Consider the following 17,612-nt stretch of genomic DNA (forward strand, 5'->3'; position numbering starts at 1 on the left):
AAAAATGTTTCCACAATAGTAGTGTTCGGTAAAGTAACGAGTTACGCATCAGTACCGTCAAACCTGCAGATCCATCGGTTGTAGGTCTCCATCACTGGAGCATTTGACGTGGCTATTTAATTCAGGTGCCATAATACGGCGATAGTTTGGAATCGCGTAATCTCGTATGAAGGATGCCGCCCTACCAATTCAGTAGGGCTGTTGAACTATTAGAATCGGTAACCTAGGTTTACTGTGAATGAATCACGCGTCTCACCTTTGTTATAGAGAACCGATAGGTTGTAGTTCTTACCGATTTGCTTGTTAAAGCCGGTTAAGAACGCCCAGCGATTCAGGTCGATACCGACATCGTAGTCAAACTCAATGTCACCCGTTTTTACCGTACCTTGCATACGTGAATCTAAGCCTTGGTACTCTGCACCAACGAATAGCTGTGCGCGGTAATCGACTAGCTGATAACCCAGCATAGGTTGCACTGTTACAATACCGTCACCCCAGTCATCCAAACCTTTAAGACGAGTTTGAGAGTAAGTGCCTGTTACAGAAGCGAAGAACTCGCGGTAACCGACGGATAGAGTAGTACCCACACCACGAAGGTCATACTCTAAGTGAAGCGGTACATTCAAGCGGCCAGTGTTACAAAGTACTGATAGACCGTCACAGAAAGCGTCACCTAGACCGTCTAGCTTGTCGTTAAGTTTGTCACGAATCGCTTCGCCCGCTTTACCGGTATATTGTGCATCGACATTCGCATCTACTTTTACTTGGCCGAGGTAACCAAACACATTCCAGAATGGAAGAATATTCACATCACCACGGACTGTGAAACTCTCTGCGTTAACAGTTGCCGTACTCTCGCTTGGATCAAACAGATCGTTTAGTCTAACCCCTTGAATAACGAAGTCATTCATTGGGATATCCATGTCTTGGTTACGGTAAGCGACAGAAATGCCGAACGGCATAGGCAAGTCGATACCTTGACGACGAACCATATCCCCCATAAGTGGGAAGACACGGTCAAGTTTCACGTTTTGAACTTGCATACGTGGATCAGAGACTTCCGCTAAGCCATCACGGTCAACAACCGTCACACCTTCGTTGTCATCAAAGAAGGCGACAGGCGTGATCTCAGATTCGTAACGCATGGACTTTTTACGGTGTTGACCTTCAATCAAAATGTGTTTGCGTGCAATGTAAGACTCACCGTTATCAAGTTGGTTAAACTCAATGACTTGTTCGTACTTTTTAGCGTCATATTTGTCGTATTTAAAAGGTTTATTATTGGTGATCAACATACGTAATGGCACACCGTCTTTCGCTTCGATCGTTACATTGAAGAAACGGAAATAAGCGATATCTTGCGGTAGCCCATATTTAGAATATTGGAAACTGACTTCGACTACGCCATCCTCACGCTCAACGGCTTTGACCGAGGAAGCATCATAGCTTTGTGCGTAATTGCGAAGGCGATATTCCGTGCGTGTCGTCTGCTCAATTTCGTCTAGGATCTTTTCATCTTCATCCATACTACCAGGGTTGTATTTGATGCGTAGATCGATATTGCCTTTGTTATCAGTATTTTTCACCATATAAGCTTCAGATTGCTTGGTCTTGCCATCAATCGTGAGCGTTCGAGAAACATGTTCTACTAGATGCTCGCCTTGAGCGAGTGAGCTCATGCCAAGTTTTGGCAGATCATCACTTAACCCATGTTTCTGAAAAATTGCTTTACCATGCAGTGATGCAACCGCTGCTTCAGGGTCACTATGTTTTGCATCAGCGTGAGTAGAAAATGCCACAGCCAAAGAAGCCGTCAGTAAAGAAACTAATAGTTTTTTGTTATTTGATTTTTTTGCTTGAATAGAAACTGTCATGTCGTTACTCATAATATGAGTTACCAAGTCTATGGAATACTCATTTGGGTAAAGAAGCAGAGAACACCCCTTGTTCGCTGTTTGGTTACCGCACTTCTCGAATTTCATTCTGCAGAGAAGCGGAACGTTGCTACGCTGTTTCGTCCGTAGCAATCAATGTGGGGGTATCTTAAACAGGGCGAGTAAAGTACGTTAATCTCATATGTAGGATGTTATCCTCATAAGAGAAAAATCAGCTTGCAAAAACAGTATAGTCTTATTTATCTATATGATTTTTATCAAGTTAATTTACCTCTAACGAAGTAGAGGCTTATAAAGGTCGGTGAAAAAACGTGCAACTAACAGTGCTAACATGACGCAAACGATCATGGAAATAGAGGTCGTCACGTCATAAACCGGAGTTAGATTTAGCGCCCCCATCGTCATCACCATCATTAAGTTTCCGCCAAGAAGGCGATAAACAACGTGTTTAGGCGAGGAAAACACTTTCCAAAGAACGATGGTATTAATGAAGTACAAACCACACAGCTGCCAAATTTCACTCAGCGTTGGCATGATTAGGACGTATTCGGCGGTATAAACGGCGCCAAATAGGATCACGCCATAGAACGCATGTTTCATCATCACATCAGGCAGGGAAGGCAGCATACAAGCAAAAATCCCCATGACCATTGGAAACATAGGCCCCATCGGAATAGGTAGGTGTATCCACATCAGTAATCCCGACACAAACATACTCATGCCCTTGAGTGCACGAACAAAGTTGGGTTTGCTGAGCGTTACTTCGCGATACGCTTCTTTGATGTGTTTTTCAATCGAGGTATAGCGACTTTCCACAAGAGAGAAATAGTGTGCACTGGCATCATCTAGCTCACTCACTTCAGTGTGTTCAAGAATGTCTGCAAGACCGAGTGAAGTACGATCGGTATTGTCTGAGTGAGTAGTGTCTGAGTAAACATTGCTATTTTCGTCATTTAGTTGCTGTAACTGATAGTCAATAAAAACGACTAAGATCATGACACGGCGCTGCCATAGCTCATATTCATATTGCAATCTATGGCTATAGCTCAATGGCAAGGAGAGGATTTCATGCAGCTTTTGGGCTTGCTGCTTACATACAGCCAGTTCCGTCACGAGCTTTTCACCAGTAAAACTCTCTGGGTGTTGATCAAGGTGCACGAGTCTGAGCTTCAGCTGTTTGTAGCCACTAAAGAAGACTTCTTCAGTAGTATGAGGCCAAATAAAACGGAATACCAAAGAAAAGACAGTGACGCCCAAAATGGTTTCTTGAATACGGAGTACGACCAAATTAAAAGTCGTCACACTATCAAAACCCCCGATACTGGCCACAATAAAGCAGACAGGAACACTGATTTTAAATGCGTAGCCAAATTTAAGGTGGTTGTAGAACACCATACAAAAACCAAGATATAGGGTGATCAAGGTTAAAAATATCAGTCGGTCTTGTGAGAATAGGCTCACTAAAGTCACGCCTACGCTGATACCGAGCAGAGTGCCTAGGATACGGTTTCGGCTTTTCTGCACAGAGTGCCCGTAAGTTTCCGTGATTGATAGAACGAACACAGTGATGCCAGCCCAGTAAGGTTTCTCCCACTGAAAGAAGATTGCCAAACCAATAGAGACACTGATTGCAATCGCTACCTTTATCGCTTCTTGAGTAGACCGACTAAACATAACAAAACCCTATTATTTAATGATTTGCACTGATGCTGTGGTGCCCACTCGAAGTTGAACACCTTCAGGTACGCTGTTTAGCTTAATTTTGATAGGGATACGCTGAGCCAAGCGAATCCATTGAAAATTAGGGTTCACATTGGGAAGTAGCGTATTGCCCGTACTGCCATCTGTTTTTGAGATGCCGTAGCCCAAGCTTTTGATCTCACCTTCAAGTACCACATCATTTTGCATAAGCAGTGTCACATAGGCTTTATCGCCCGGGTCGACGCCTTGTAGGTCGGTTTCTTTGAAGAAGCCCTCAATCCAAAAACTGTCTTCATCAATCAGTGCTACGACCGGGTTATTGGCGATGACATGCGAACCTTCTCTTAGGTTGAAGTTGGTAATGTAGCCATCGGTTGGTGCGTAGACTTTGGTGTATTCAAGGTTAAGCTTGGCTTCTTCAACCATAGCTGCTGCTGATTCTTGGTTAGCAACGGCGGTTTCTACTGCGTTGGCGAGATTGTTGAGCGTCAAGACTGGCACAGAGCCTGGCGTGCGTTTTTCTAGTTTTACTGCACGAGTCTCTTCGTTTTTCGCCTTTTTAACCAAAGCAATGGCTTGTTTTTCAGCAGCTAACGCCTTGTTAAGACTTGCGTTGTACATACTTGAGTCGATTTCAAATAGTAGATCACCCTCTTTAACGCGCGAGTTATCAGTGACTGAAATGTGAGTGACTTGTCCTGTGACGCGTGGTGTCACTTGGATGATATAAGCACGGACTTGGCCATCACGTGTCCAAGGGTTTTCAGAGTACGTTTGATATTGAGTGTACAATATGTTGCCTGCGATAAGAGCAAGAACAATGGTTATGATTGAGCGTTTTAACATGACAAAACCTTAAAATATCGGTATGTATTTACTGATCAGCCCACAGCAAATAATAAACAGACTCAATTCTGCAATTGCGGGTGAGGCGATGTATTTATGTGCACCAAGTTTAATTGCTACATAGAATATGAATGAACAAGCAATATAAGAAATGGCTATTACGATAATAATAGGTGGGATGTAAATCTCACCCCAAGCAATTTCATGAGGCATAAAGCACTTCTCTTTATTTAGCTAACTGGGGCTTATTTTACCTATAAGGGTTAAAGAGCGGTAATCGTGTTAGATGGGTTCGATCCATCGAAATCCTACCTGAGTAAATTCTATGGAGTTTTTGTAACCATAAAGAGGTAAATAAAATTTATTTTTGAGTTGTTTTTAAATTTATTAACTCATGATTTTTATATTAATTTCAGTGTTTTACTGTTGATTTTAGCGTCGTTCAGATCCTTGGGAGGATTTTGTCCATCAAAACGAATTATCTGTTTCTTCACAACGTAACTAATATGGCCTCACTCGCTAAGCACTGCGGGAAACAAATTCGGTTTTAACTTTACTCCTTAGCTTCTTGTTTATGTAGTTAAGGTGATAATAAACAAAGAAGTGATTTAGTTATGAGCTTAATATCAGATTTATTCAACTTATCACCATTTATTGCGTTATTTATTACGCTATCTTTAGGTTACCTAGTAGGTAAAATTACCATCGGACGTTTTGTTCTTGGTGGTGTTGCAGGTACTCTATTGATGGGCGTAGTCATTGGGCAATTTGGTGTTCATATTGACCCAGGAGTGAAAAGCATCTTCTTTGCACTCTTTATCTATGCTGTTGGTTATCAAGGCGGTGCACAATTCTTCAAAGCACTCAACTTTAAAACCATCAATATCCTGCTTTCAGCAGTAGTGATGACAGTTTCTGGTCTATTGTGTGTTCTTGCAGCAGCATGGATGTTTGACCTTGACCGTGGTACGGCAGCAGGTCTCGCGGCTGGTGGTCTTACTCAATCAGCAATTATTGGTACTGCCGGTGATGCGATTGGTCGTCTTGGTGGCTTGACTGAAGAAGCTAAGCACCTAATGCAAACGAATGTTGCCGTTGGTTACGCTGTAACTTATATCTTCGGTTCTCTAGGTCCAATCCTAATGGTGACATGGGTATTCCCAACACTAATGAAGTGGGATATCCGCGCTGAAGCAATCAAAATGGCAGAAGCGAATTCAGATGGTAAAGCAGAGCTTGGTGCTGGTGAATTCAATGCGATGACAAAACTTGAGACTCGCGCTTTTGAAATCAAAGCAGAGAGTAAAGTGAATGGTTTGACACTGGCTCAAATCAACCAAGATTCAGTAGACGCATGCATCGAAGTTATTGAGCGTGACGGCAAAGCGATTGAAGCAGACAAGTTCACTAAACTTCAACAAGGTGATGTTCTGGTTATCACGGGTACTCGTAAAGCCATTGGTCAGTTGAAAGGCGACTCTGTTGGTTCTGAAGTTGTACTTCCAGAAGAGTACGAAATTATTGAAGAGAACCGTCAGCTTATCGCAGACAACAAACAGCTGATTGGTCGTACATTAGGTCAAATCAAATCAGCAGCGAACAAAGGCACTTACCGTGGTGTTTATGTGACTGATTACCTTCGTGAAGGTGCATCAATCCCAGTTCACGCTGACCTTGTTGTTAAGAAAAATGATGTTATCCAACTAACAGGTTCACCAAGCGATATTAACCGTGTTCAAGGTACTATCGGCAAGCCAATGAACTCAGCAACAATGACCGATTTCATTGTACTAGGCATGGGTATGGTATTGGGTCTTTTGATTGGCCTAATCAACTTCAAAATTGCAGGTATCCCGGTGACAATCGGCTCTGGTGCAGGCTGTCTAGTGTCAGGTCTGATTGTTGGTTGGTTGCGTAGCCGTAACCCACATGTAGCGCAGTTCCCTGAATCAGCTGCTGGCTTTATTCGTGACTTCGGTCTTGCAGCTTTCGTGGGTATTGTTGGTCTAGAGGCAGGTCCTCAAGCGGTAGACACCATTAAAGAACATGGTATGACATTATTGTTCTTAGGTGCTGGCGTGACAATCATTCCACAGATCATTTCGTTCTTCTTCTCTTACTTTGTTTTGAGAATCAAAAACCCAATTGAAGCACTTGGTTGTGTGACTGGTGGTCGAAGTGCAAACCCTGCGTTTGCGGCATTGATGGAAAAAACAGGCAATGCAACTCCAGTATTCTCATTCACAGTGACTTACGCAGTAGCAAACGTGCTATTGACCCTTTGGGGACCAATTATCGTCGGCATTATCTCCGTCAACGCTGGTATGTAATTCAGACTATAACGTCAGTCTAAGACGTAAATCCAATTAAAACAGTAAGCGATTCCCTGGCCAAACATAGGGAAGGGGATCGACTTGCTAAAATTTATGAAAGTAAGGTATCTATTATGACTACTCAAACTCCAACTATCGATTTTTCAAAATTCGCTGACCTAAGCCCATTCGAGCTAAAAGACAAACTGATTGAAGTGGCGCAAGCTGTGCCAGATCGTGCACTTCTTGATGCAGGTCGAGGTAATCCTAACTTTCTAGCAACGCTACCTCGTAAAGCATTCATCCGTCTTGGTGAGTTTGCGGTAGCAGAAGCAGAGCGTAACTACGCTTACCTAGGTGGTGATTTCGGTGGTATCCCTGATGGTGTTGGCATCGTTGAGCGTTTCGACACGTTCGCAAGCCAATATGCAACAGACAAAGGCGTTGATTTCCTACGTCGTGCACTAAGCTACGCAAAAGACCGTCTAGGCATCGAAAAACAAGCGTTTCTAAACGAGCTAGTACTGGCTTACCTTGCGTGTAACTACCCAGTGCCACCACGTATGCTAGTGAACATTGAGAAAGTGGTTAAACAATACATCGCAGAAGAGATGTACGGCCCAATGCCAATGACGACTAACTTTGACCTGTTCGCAACAGAAGGCGGCACAGCGTCAATGACCTACACATTCGCAACCATGTTCAACAATGGTCTATTGAAAAAAGGTGACAAAGTTGCGCTAATCACGCCAATCTTTACACCTTACCTAGAAATCCCAGAGCTAGCAGAATATGAGCTGGAAATCGTTGAGCTACGCCTTGATGAGACCACTTGGCAGCTACCAATGTCTGAAATCGAAAAACTTGCAGATACAGACATCAAATTGCTTTGTGTTGTTAACCCAGCAAACCCAGCATCAGTGAAATTCTCTGATGAAACACTGGATAACCTAGCAAACTTCGTTAACGTGCAGCGCAGCGACCTATTCATCATCACAGATGACGTGTACGGCACATTCGCAGATGAGTTCGTTTCGCTGTTCGCAAAACTACCGTACAACACACTATGTGTTTACTCATTCTCTAAATACTTCGGTGCAACAGGCTGGCGTCTAGGCACTATCGGTATTCACGATGAGAACGTGTTCGACGATACACTTCGCTCATTCAGCGAAGAGACACAGTGCCAATTGGATGACCGTTACAAAACACTGACTCCAGAGCCACGTGACATCAAATTCATCGACCGCATCGTCGCTGATAGCCGCAGCGTAGCGCTGAACCACACAGCAGGTCTGTCTCTACCTCAACAAGTACAAATGGCGATGTTTGCATTAACTTGTCTAATGGACTCAGAAGGTCGCTACAAAGCCGCTTGCAAACGCATCATCCGTGAGCGTTACACAACGCTTTACAAAAACATGGGTGTAGCAATCGAAGAGAACAAAGACCGAGTGGATTACTACACACTTCTAGAGCTAGACACTCTAGGTGGCAAACTTTACGGTCAAGAGTTTGTCGACTGGTTCAAAGCGAACGAGAAAGGTAAAGACTTCCTATTCCGTCTTGCTCATGAAACTGGTGTGATTCTACTACCTGGTAAAGGTTTCGATACTGTACATGCTTCAGTTCGTGTATCACTAGCGAACCTAACTCACTACGAGTACGAGCTAATCGGCCGCGCAACACGCACTGTGCTTGATGAGTACTTCCAAGAGTTCTCTGCTTAATATTTAAAGTAATTAGAATGAATATTGCCCCGCTTATGCGGGGCTTTTTTATTTGTTAATTTAAATTAGTGATGTGGGTTAATTTGAACCGTGAGTATGTTATTTCCATTTACAGTAAATAATCGAGGGTGATATCTAGTTTTGTATAGCCATAAAGAGTTATATTATGTTTTTATTTAACGTCACTCTTGTGTGGGTTTTGATTTAAGTTTTTGTTTTTATTCGTTTAAATTGTGGCTCTTGGTGTTTGATGGGTTTTGTCCATCAATATGAATTGTTGGTTTTTAAATACCTACCTTAAGATGAACGCATTCGTGAAGTTGGTCTGGCAGCGTTTACTGCACTGTGTGAACCTTTCAACGTTAACAGTATTAATGTAAGCGCTGGCACGTAATGTAAATGTGTTTAATCACATTGTTTATTTTCCTATTTATTCATAGATGCATCCCTCATGGTTTTATGGGAGGGGTACGTCTTACCTAAATTTAAGAAGTAAGGTATCTATTATGACTACTCAAACTCCAACTATCGATTTTTCAAAATTCGCTGACCTAAGCCCATTCGAGCTAAAAGACAAACTGATTGAAGTGGCGCAAGCTGTGCCAGATCGTGCACTTCTTGATGCAGGTCGAGGTAATCCTAACTTTCTAGCAACGCTACCTCGTAAAGCATTCATCCGTCTTGGTGAGTTTGCGGTAGCAGAAGCAGAGCGTAACTACGCTTACCTAGGTGGTGATTTCGGTGGTATCCCTGATGGTGTTGGCATCGTTGAGCGTTTCGACACGTTCGCAAGCCAATATGCAACAGACAAAGGCGTTGATTTCCTACGTCGTGCACTAAGCTACGCAAAAGACCGTCTAGGCATCGAAAAACAAGCGTTTCTAAACGAGCTAGTACTGGCTTACCTTGCGTGTAACTACCCAGTACCACCACGTATGCTAGTGAACATTGAGAAAGTGGTTAAACAATACATCGCAGAAGAGATGTACGGCCCAATGCCAATGACGACTAACTTTGACCTGTTCGCAACAGAAGGCGGCACAGCGTCAATGACCTACACATTCGCAACCATGTTCAACAATGGTCTATTGAAAAAAGGTGACAAAGTTGCGCTAATCACGCCAATCTTTACACCTTACCTAGAAATCCCAGAGCTAGCAGAATATGAGCTGGAAATCGTTGAGCTACGCCTTGATGAGACCACTTGGCAGCTACCAATGTCTGAAATCGAAAAACTTGCAGATACAGACATCAAACTGCTTTGTGTTGTTAACCCAGCAAACCCAGCATCAGTGAAATTCTCTGATGAAACACTGGATAACCTAGCAAACTTCGTCAACGAGCAGCGTAAAGACCTATTCATCATCACAGATGACGTGTACGGCACATTCGCAGATGAGTTTGTTTCTTTGTTCGCAAAACTACCGTACAACACACTATGTGTCTACTCATTCTCTAAATACTTCGGTGCAACAGGCTGGCGTCTAGGCACTATCGGTATTCACGATGAGAACGTGTTCGACGATACACTTCGCTCATTCAGCGAAGAGACACAGTGCCAATTGGATGACCGTTACAAAACCCTGACTCCAGAGCCACGTGACATCAAATTCATCGACCGTATTGTCGCTGATAGCCGCAGCGTAGCGCTGAACCACACGGCAGGTCTGTCTCTACCTCAACAAGTACAAATAGCAATGTTTGCACTGACTTGTCTAATGGACTCAGAAGGTCGCTACAAAGCCGCTTGCAAACGCATCATCCGTGAGCGCTACACAACGCTTTACAAAAACATGGGTGTAGAAATCGAAGAGAACAAAGACCGTGTGGATTACTACACACTCCTAGAGCTAGACACGCTAGGTGGCAAACTTTACGGTCAAGAGTTTGTCGACTGGTTCAAAGCTAACGAGAAAGGTAAAGACTTCCTATTCCGTCTTGCTCACGAAACCGGCGTCATCTTACTACCTGGTAAAGGTTTCGACACAGTACACGCTTCAGTACGTGTATCACTAGCGAACCTTACTCACCACGAGTACGAACTCATCGGTCGAGCAACACGCACTGTGCTGGATGAGTACTTCCAAGAGTTCTCTGCGTAATTCGTAGTTGCTAGAAAATATAAGCCCCGTCAAGTCGGGGCTTTTTTATTAGGTTGTTTAGGTCGTGATAATGAATGTAATTTCTGTAAATGCCGTTGAATCTGCCATTTTGGCACTCTTAATGTTGTTGTTTGGTGAGATCACCAAAAAACACACACCATTATTAAGTAAATATCATATCCCAGGGCCGGTGATTGGTGGGTGCATTGCAGCCTTAATTACTACTTGCCTATATCGCATGGGAATGGAGTTCGAATTTGAACTTCCCTATAAAGAGACGTTGATGCTGATGTTTTTCGCAGGCATTGGTTTAAGCGCAAATATCAAGCAGCTATTCCAAGGCGGACGATTGTTTGTTGTCTTTCTCGGAATCGCCGTTGTTTATATTATTTTTCAGGACGCTATCGGTGTCGCTGCAGCCTCGTTCTTAGGACTGGATCCTAAGCTAGGCCTGATGACGGGTTCTATTACCCTATCAGGTGGGCATGGCACTGGTGCTGCGTGGGCGTCGATGTTTCATGACCATTTTGGTGTCGATAATGCACTCGAAATCGCGATGGCCTGTGCCACTTTTGGTCTTGTCATTGGCGGTATTATCGGAGCGCCATTAGGTACGTATTTAGTTGAAAAGAATCAACTTTCAACACCGAACGTACATGCAACAGATGTGGGCCATAAAAAGGCCCATCACATGCCGAATAAGGGCAATGTACTTCATGGCATTGGAAGCGTTGTTCTTCTTGCCTGCTGTGTTGAACTTAGCCAAATGCTGCACAGTTTAGTGCTTGTGCTCGATGTGCATTGGCTGAACATGGTGCCAAATTTTGTCTATGCGTTATTTGTTGGTGCACTATTCTCAACACTATTTAGCGAGAGCAAACCTGCCAAGATTGCGATGGTAGAAGTGGCACGTTTAAGCTCAATTGCCCTGAGTATATTCTTATCTATGGCACTGCTTGAAATCAAACTTTGGCAGCTGTTTGATATGGCGTTGTCGCTGGTGGTCATCCTAACGATTCAAACATTGTTTACTATTGTGTTTGTTACGTCCGTTACCTATAAGCTACTCGGTAAAAATTACGATGCCGCGGTGATGGCAAGTGGCCATGCGGGTTTTGGTTTGGGTGCGACACCGACAGCCATGCTCAACATGAATGGTATCACGGGTTATTACGGCCCATCGGCACAAGCGTATTTTATCGTGCCATTAATTGGCGCATTCTTTATCGATCTCTCTAACCTAATTGTAATAGAGACATTTTTACATTTCATGTCTTGATGGATCTTCCCCATCAAAGGGGATTAACAAAGTTTTGCACTTTGACATTAATATTTACTCAAGACATCAAAAACTATATTCAGAAGAGGAGTGACGGTTTGAAAGGTGTAATTTCAATTCAGTCTCATGTGGTCTTTGGCCATGCTGGCAATAGCTCTGCCGTTTTTCCTATGCAACGTATGGGACTCGAAGTATGGCCAATTCATACGGTGCAATTTTCCAACCACACACAATACCAACAAGGTTGGAAAGGAAGAGGCTTTGATGCCTCAGACATCAGCGATTTAGTCCAAGGTATTGATAATATTGGCAAGCTAAAAGATTGTTCAGCCGTAATTTCTGGTTACATGGGCAGTGCTGAGCAGTGTATTTCGGTGGCGAAATCAGTAGAACACACAAAACAGAAGAATCCGGCAGCGATTTACGTCTGTGATCCGGTGATGGGAGACCCTGACAAAGGGTGTATCGTCGCTGAAGGCGTGCAAGAGCATTTGATGGAAACACTGATGCCGATGGCTGATGTTATCGTTCCGAATCAGTTCGAATTATCTCAGTTCGCCGGCATGGAGATTAACTCTGTCGAGGATGCGGTTCACGCTTGTGAAAAAGCACTGCAAATGGGACCGAAAGTGGTGCTAGTGAAACATCTGCACTCGCTATCTAAGGATCTCTTCACCATGATGCTGGCGACATCTCGCGCTTGTTATTTATTGCAGCGCCCAATTTTGGATTTCGACAAGCAGCCTGTCGGGGTAGGTGATTTGATCACAGCCGTGTATACCGCAAGTCTTGTTAACGGACTCACACCTAGCACTGCGTTTAAACACGCGAATGATGCAGTGTATGGGGTATTGAAAGCGACAGAAGAAGTCAATCAATGGGAGATTCAAACGATACTTGCACAACATGAATTTGTCGAGCCAACGTATGACTTTCCGCTTCTGAAGGTGAAATAAACATCGAGTGTGTAATGGGGTGTTGCTTAATGATTTGTTATGTAACACTCTAATGCAGCATGTGATCCAGTTGTCATTCTTGAGATCAGTGTTAACTTTAAGTAATACAAACAATAAAAAGTGATGCCATGAATTTTAGTATTGAACAGCTTCTTGCCTTTGTAACCGTTTATGACCAACTCTCTTTTAGCAAAGCCGCAGTTAAGCTCAATAAACACCGCACCACGATTGGACAAGTCATTAGCAACTTGGAAGATCAACTCGCCGTAACGCTTTTTGAGCGTATTGGTCGTTCAGTAGAGCCAACGGAAGATGGCCACCTGCTTTATCACTACGCCAAACAAACCCTTGAGCAAGCTCGTGTGTTTGATAAAGTCGCACTGAGTCTGTCCTATGGAGGGCTCGAAAGCATTACGATTGCGACTTCTACCTTAATACCACCTAAAGTGCTCGTGGGTATTCGTGAAACGCTAATACGAGATTTTCCATCGATGCGCGTTAATTTCGTTTTCAAAGATAAATCAGCAATTAAGCGCGGCATTGAGGAGGGAGAAGTTCATTTTGGCTTGGTCAATATTCACGAGAGCCGGGCAATACACAGTTTTGATGCAACCTTCTTAGGGCATATTGAGTTTACGCCATTCTTAAAAGAAGACAGTGAAGTCTTCGGTATGGAGTATGACGACGTGGTGAGTGAGCTGAAAAGTAGTCGCCAGTTTGTGTTGAAAAGTTTGGTGGACGAAGGGCTGAAAGAAAAAGTCGTGTTTTCTGCCAATCATGAAGAAGTTGAGAGTGTTGCTCTCATTATAAAAATGATCAAAGCGGGGTTCGGCTGGGCTTGGCTTCCAAAAGTGATCGCTGCTTCAGAGTCCACCAAAGGAATTAAGGCACTAGGTGAAGAGAGTGGGCTTAAAAATGGGTTTAAATTCCCTATGGCACTTTGGTGTCCGCACTCGAAACAAATTACGACCATTAAGAAATCTATCCTTACAGCCATAGCCAATTACATAGAAATGTATGAAGGTAAAATATAAGGTGGACGACCGGCGCTCGCGATGCTTTGAATGAAGGATAGCGTGCATCAAACCTGATTTAACGATCGACTGTGACATCGGTACTCTAGCGAGATTACTATTTTATCGAGTTAGAGTACCTGATGGAAAACCTCAATTTCCTCCATTTTGCGACCATGGTGATGCTTACTATCACCATTTGTATCGCGCTATCATCCTTTCTTCGCCTCGGTACCATTATTGGTTTTATTGCAGCGGGGATCGCTCTTGGCCCGCATACACCGGGTCTAGTTGCCGCTACTGATATCGAGTTTTTGCAGCAAATTGCTGACTTTGGTGTTGTTTTATTCCTGTTTACGATTGGTTTAGAGGTCAAGCCCCAAGAACTTTGGAAAATGAAAAAAGGGCTTGTTATTCAAGGCCTCGGGCAAGTGGTACTAACGGCACTCATTTTCTCAGGTATATACTTTTACGCCGGTTTTTCTTGGCAGTTGGGGCTGGTCTTTGGTTTGATTTTTGCTCAGTCAAGCACCGCAGTTGTTATGACAATGCTCGAAGAAAAAGGTGAAGTGAACGCTGCCCATGGTAAGAATATTTTTACCAACTTGATGGGACAAGATTTGAGCATTGTACCTGTTATGGCATTGATTCCTGTTCTTGCTCATCAACAAGCTCCAGAAAGTAGCGGTGTGGTGCTTCCATTATTGCTCGGGGTATCAGCAGTTGCCGCTATCTTTGTTATTGGTCGCTACTTGTTACCTAATGGCCTGCGTTGGGCAGTAAAAGTTCGCAATAAAGAAGGCTTTGTATTGTGCTTGTTCGTCGCATTAGTTGCCACGTTATGGCTTGTTGATGAGGTTGGGCTGTCATCCACGCTAGGTGCGTTTCTATTAGGGATGTGCTTGTCTAATTCAGATTTTCGTTTTTCACTAGAGAGTGTTGTGTCTCCTTTTAAAGGCGTGTTGATGGGGTTGTTCTTTATCTCTGTCGGTATGTCCGTAGACCCTATTATTGCGAGCTCAAACTTAGGTCAGGTTTTGCTGACGTTAGTGGCCATCGTTATCGTAAAGCTAGTCGTTTTTGTGGTGCTAGCAAAAGTGGACGGCAAAAGCAATGGCATCGCAATAAAAACCGGGTTTGCATTGAGTCAGGTCGGTGAGTTTGCATTTGTTTTATTAGGGCTAGCCGCGACGATAGGTATTATCAGCACGGATCAAGGTGCAATAGGTATCGTTGTCGTAAGCCTTAGTATGGTGATCACGCCTTGGCTATACCAACTCGGAAATAAGCTAGTGAGTCGCAAGTTGCATAAAAGTACGCCAAGTACCTTTCTCCCTAATGATGACACCGAACAGGCGCTAGTGGTTGTTGGTTTAGATGAAGTTGGCCGTTTGATAGCTCTACTGGCAAAGCGCGCTCAAATTCCTTATGTCGCGGTTGATATCGATTATGATTCAGTACAGCGAGCGAAAGCGCTAGGTTTAAATGCGCATTTTGGTGACATTACCCTGCAAAGTGTACGCAAAAAAGCGGGTCTGAATAAAGCGAATGCTGCCTTTGTTTCTCTCACTCACTCAGAGTCTTTGCGTAAGGTTTGTTTGATGCTGGCGCATTATCCCCAACTGGATATCTACGCACGTACCAACTCCCGTGCGGATGAGTTCTACCTTAAAGATCATGGCATTGAGTTTGTTGGGGCAACTTATATTGAAAGTACGCTGCTGCGTGGACGTCAGCTGTTGAAGAACTTTGGGTTAGCAGACGATGAAGTTATGACGTTAATAGATGATGTGAAATCTGATTTGTTTGAAGAGGAGTATTTGAAGTTTAAACAAAATCAGTAACTAACGAGGTAATTAGTCGAAGCCAGTCAGTGAAATGACTGGCTTTCGCGTTTGGTGAGACAGCAAAAATGAATGATGAGGATTGTGTCCTACATACCTGATTATCGCCTTTGCCTATTCATCGTTAATATTCACCCATCAGCACAGAGTAGAGAAAATTTCGTGGATCTCTCTAGTGCGAAACAACGTTTAACTTCTGAGATTCATTTATATGCAAATTAAAAATTACTCGAACAAGGTAACAATCGTTTTGTTCTCCTTATTCCTTGTTGCTTGTAGTTCGACTCATAACTTGGATATTCGTGTTTCAAAGGACAATTATAAGGATGTTTCACTTGTCTCTGAACCGAATAATACTCAAGAGCCTTTAAGGTTTTGGGGCAACGAACAACCGAGCTTTCTATATTCTGATACTGACAATACAACACCGATTACCGTTGAAGGTGACCGCTTAAATATTCTTGCGCTTTCTGGTGGCGGTGCAAACGGTGCATACGGTGCCGGAGCGATTATTGGTCTGCGTGATGCGGGTCAACTGCCTGACTATTCAGTGATTACAGGAATCAGTGCCGGGGCGCTTATCGCACCTTTTGTGTTTGCAGGAAACGACGAACTCGATCATCTCAAGAGCGTGATGCTGGGCATTAACGATAAGGATGTTCTGGGTAAGAAGAACTTCCTAAATACGCTGTTTAAAGACGCGTTTACCAATGGTGATCGTATGTTTGAATTTATTGAAAATGCTTACACCGAAGAGATGATGGTGAAAGTGGCTGAACAGCATAAAGCAGGCAAGCGACTATTTATCGGCACAACACAGTTTGACTCGGGTGAGTTGATGGTATGGAACGTTGGAGCTATCGCCGCGAGTGAGATGCCAAATAAGATGCAGCTTATTCACCAAGTGTTAGCCGCAAGTGCGTCGATTCCAGGAGTGTTCCCTCCGCAGTTTATTCAGGTGGAGCATGACGGTGAGCAACTTGAAGAGCTTCATGTTGATGGCGGGCTTGCTGCGCAAGTGTTCTTCAATCCATCGAACTTCGACTACAACAAGGTTTCTGATGCATTAGGGCTGACTGAAAAGCCACGTGTGCACGTCGTACGAAATGGTTCACTAACGCCACCGTACACCAAGCTAAAAGATAAAGGAATGCCGCTTCTAACTAAGTCTGTGGGCACGATGACAGTGCTACAAGCTAAAGGCGACATCTACCGAATTAAATACCTTTGTGAGATCAACGATTTTGATTTAGGGGTGACATACCTAGAGCAGAGCTACCGTCCTTACAAGGCATCAAAAGATATGTTCGACAAGACGTACATGGAAGCAATCTATCGCTACGGATATGACAAAGCGTCTCGCAACGAACTTTGGACAAATGACATTCCATAAAATTGAGAAGGTAAATGACATGAAAAAAACACTATTAACTCTATCGCTTGCTCTTGTAGCAACGGGCGCAATGGCACACTCAACTGTGGATCCAGAAATCCAAGATGTTTACAACGATCTAGCAGAGCTTGCAACAGTACAAGAGCAAGGCCAAGCGCACATGATGGTTGATGAAAACTTCAACCTAGAGAAAGTTGAGTACGTTGGCTTCTTGACTGAAAAAGAGATCTTTATCACTAAGAAAGAAGCGAAAGAAGCGGGTCTTGGTAAAGTGAAAAAGCACTTCATCACGACTACACCGGGTGAAGATCTTGCAGATCTAGAAGTTAAATTGGTTGATTACATTGATGCTGATGAACCAACTTACTTCACTGTGAACATCTTCCGTAACTACCACGGTGATTCTGGTAACTTCAACTACATCGCACAAGTGGTTGAGTACCGTTAATTTGGATATGGCCAGCTTTGGGCTGGCCGTGTTTAAGTTGTAGGGTCTTGATGGATTTGATCCTTCATAAGCGATTTTCATCGCGTTCAATAC

Annotated in this window: 13 protein-coding genes; 9 read left to right on the forward strand and 4 right to left on the reverse strand. The window is 43.5% G+C overall.

Annotated elements, in window-relative coordinates; all coding sequences use genetic code 11:
- Positions 1-209 precede the first annotated feature (209 nt).
- From QWZ05_RS00555 to QWZ05_RS00570, 4 genes are all read right to left on the reverse strand, one after another.
- Positions 210-1,874 carry a hypothetical protein gene (locus QWZ05_RS00555; RefSeq protein WP_264875819.1) on the reverse strand — a complete coding sequence of 555 codons (1,665 nt, stop codon included), beginning with the start codon at positions 1,872-1,874 and terminating at the stop codon, positions 210-212.
- A gap of 294 nt (positions 1,875-2,168) precedes the next feature.
- A complete protein-coding gene (locus QWZ05_RS00560) occupies positions 2,169-3,569 on the reverse strand; it encodes an FUSC family protein (protein ID WP_264875818.1) in 1,401 nt (466 codons plus the stop codon).
- 12 nt (positions 3,570-3,581) lie between these two features.
- Positions 3,582-4,442, reverse strand: a complete 861-nt coding sequence (locus tag QWZ05_RS00565) for an HlyD family secretion protein (protein WP_264875817.1) — start codon at positions 4,440-4,442, stop codon at positions 3,582-3,584.
- 9 nt (positions 4,443-4,451) lie between these two features.
- Positions 4,452-4,655 carry a DUF1656 domain-containing protein gene (locus tag QWZ05_RS00570; protein ID WP_264875816.1) on the reverse strand — a complete coding sequence of 68 codons (204 nt, stop codon included), beginning with the start codon at positions 4,653-4,655 and terminating at the stop codon, positions 4,452-4,454.
- Positions 4,656-5,056: 401 nt separating this feature from the next.
- Here QWZ05_RS00570 and aspT point away from each other — a divergent pair, with 401 nt between their 5' ends.
- The 9 genes from aspT to QWZ05_RS00615 all read left to right on the forward strand — a co-directional run bounded on the left by aspT (position 5,057) and on the right by QWZ05_RS00615 (position 17,519).
- Positions 5,057-6,772, forward strand: a complete 1,716-nt coding sequence (gene aspT / locus QWZ05_RS00575; RefSeq protein WP_290295906.1) for an aspartate-alanine antiporter — start codon at positions 5,057-5,059, stop codon at positions 6,770-6,772.
- Between the two features lie 116 nt (positions 6,773-6,888).
- Complete coding sequence (locus QWZ05_RS00580) at positions 6,889-8,484, forward strand: bifunctional aspartate transaminase/aspartate 4-decarboxylase (protein WP_290295908.1); 1,596 nt, start codon at positions 6,889-6,891, stop codon at positions 8,482-8,484.
- Between the two features lie 506 nt (positions 8,485-8,990).
- On the forward strand, positions 8,991-10,586 hold the full coding sequence (locus QWZ05_RS00585; protein ID WP_290295910.1) for a bifunctional aspartate transaminase/aspartate 4-decarboxylase: 1,596 nt from the start codon (positions 8,991-8,993) through the stop codon (positions 10,584-10,586).
- Positions 10,587-10,656: 70 nt separating this feature from the next.
- The gene (gltS, locus tag QWZ05_RS00590; protein WP_264875812.1) at positions 10,657-11,865 is read left to right on the forward strand and encodes a sodium/glutamate symporter; all 1,209 of its coding nucleotides are present in this window, start codon (positions 10,657-10,659) and stop codon (positions 11,863-11,865) included.
- 98 nt (positions 11,866-11,963) lie between these two features.
- The gene (gene pdxY, locus QWZ05_RS00595; protein WP_264875811.1) at positions 11,964-12,821 is read left to right on the forward strand and encodes a pyridoxal kinase PdxY; all 858 of its coding nucleotides are present in this window, start codon (positions 11,964-11,966) and stop codon (positions 12,819-12,821) included.
- Between the two features lie 128 nt (positions 12,822-12,949).
- A complete protein-coding gene (locus tag QWZ05_RS00600) occupies positions 12,950-13,855 on the forward strand; it encodes a LysR family transcriptional regulator (RefSeq protein ID WP_264875810.1) in 906 nt (301 codons plus the stop codon).
- Between the two features lie 122 nt (positions 13,856-13,977).
- On the forward strand, positions 13,978-15,678 hold the full coding sequence (locus QWZ05_RS00605) for a cation:proton antiporter domain-containing protein (RefSeq protein WP_264875809.1): 1,701 nt from the start codon (positions 13,978-13,980) through the stop codon (positions 15,676-15,678).
- A 211-nt stretch (positions 15,679-15,889) separates the two neighbouring features.
- The gene (locus QWZ05_RS00610) at positions 15,890-17,071 is read left to right on the forward strand and encodes a patatin-like phospholipase family protein (RefSeq protein WP_264875808.1); all 1,182 of its coding nucleotides are present in this window, start codon (positions 15,890-15,892) and stop codon (positions 17,069-17,071) included.
- A 19-nt stretch (positions 17,072-17,090) separates the two neighbouring features.
- The gene (locus QWZ05_RS00615; protein ID WP_264875807.1) at positions 17,091-17,519 is read left to right on the forward strand and encodes a hypothetical protein; all 429 of its coding nucleotides are present in this window, start codon (positions 17,091-17,093) and stop codon (positions 17,517-17,519) included.
- Positions 17,520-17,612 lie beyond the last annotated feature (93 nt).

Source organism: Vibrio agarivorans (assembly GCF_030409635.1).
Lineage (GTDB): Bacteria > Pseudomonadota > Gammaproteobacteria > Enterobacterales > Vibrionaceae > Vibrio > Vibrio agarivorans.